The sequence below is a fragment of the Psychrobacter sp. Rd 27.2 genome (genome assembly GCF_001921755.1).
Classification (GTDB): domain Bacteria; phylum Pseudomonadota; class Gammaproteobacteria; order Pseudomonadales; family Moraxellaceae; genus Psychrobacter; species Psychrobacter celer.
On the sequence record NZ_MRYB01000028.1, the window covers coordinates 1 to 1,293 of the forward strand.

1 pseudogene is annotated in these 1,293 nt (G+C 41.2%); it reads left to right on the plus strand.

The features are described 5' to 3' along the window. Positions 1 to 1,293, plus strand: a pseudogene (locus tag BTV99_RS13465) (hypothetical protein); the annotation flags it as partial.

Consider the following 1,293-nt stretch of genomic DNA (forward strand, 5'->3'; position numbering starts at 1 on the left):
CCTGCAAGATGCCAAAGAGCAAGTTACCCACCTTGAACGCTTACCAAAGCTTGCTGATGATATCGTAAAAACACAATTAGTTATTAATGACACTTCTAAGCAAAAACAAGCGCTGCCGATCTATTTTGCTCAGTGCTACGCCAAACTATATCAGCAAAAGCAACAGCAGTTGTCACAACAGCTAGAGCAATTAGAGCGCGATCTTGCGCAAATCGAACAACAAGAGCGTGATGCTACTGAAACAGTAAACCGCTGCCGTGATGAATATATGAACCTCGGCGGCAATCGCATTGATAGCCTAAAAAAAGACATCCAAGCTACTAAAGATACCCTTAACCGCACCAATGCGAACGCCTCTCGTTACCAAATACTATGCCGTAACCTAAGTATTAAAACCACTTTAGATGAGCAGACTTTTCACAGCAATATTACTCAAGCCAATAATATTCAAGAGCATCTCGCTGAGCAAGAAGCAGACCGTGAACGTGAATTTGGTGACTGCGCCATTGCTTTAAATGAAACTGAGGAACACCATCGAGAGCTATCAAATGAGATTGAAGCACTTAAAAGCCAACCTAACTCAAATATTCCACCGAAGTTTAACCAACTAAAAGACGCAATTTCCCGTAGTTTAGGCATTGATCCTAATACACTCATGTATATCGGTGAATTGGTCGATATAGAAGAAGATGAACAAGATTGGCAAGGCGCTATCGAGCGAGCACTTGGAGGATTAAAAACCACATTACTTGTACCAAAAGAGTATTACTCGCTTGTTACTAAATGGCTTAATAGCCAGCACACAGGATTACATGTCCGTGTACAAGTAGTATTGGATAATCAACAAGCTAAGAGCCATACTGCATTTAAAGCTGACGGTTTTTTATGTAAGCTAAAATGGCGTACTCACTCTTATCGTGACTGGCTCAAAACATTTTTATCTCGTTATGATTTGCTGTGTGTGGCTAACACCGAACAGCTCGACCGCACTGCTTTTTCAATGACTCGGCAAGGATTAATTCATAAAGAAAAAGGCCGCTTTGATAAAAAAGACTTGCAGAGTATTAATGATAGGCGTCATTGGCAACTGGGCTTTAGCAACAAAAACAAGATCGCATTGCTGCAAGTAGAAATAGAGCAGCTCAAAACAAAGCTGCAAGAAGATAGTAAACACTGGAAAGATGCACGCGCAGCCATGCGTAGTGTCAGTGAGCAAATATCCTCATGGAAGAAGTTAGAGGAATTTGAATGGTCACAAATCAATGTACCGTATTGGCAACAAAGACTGGAGCA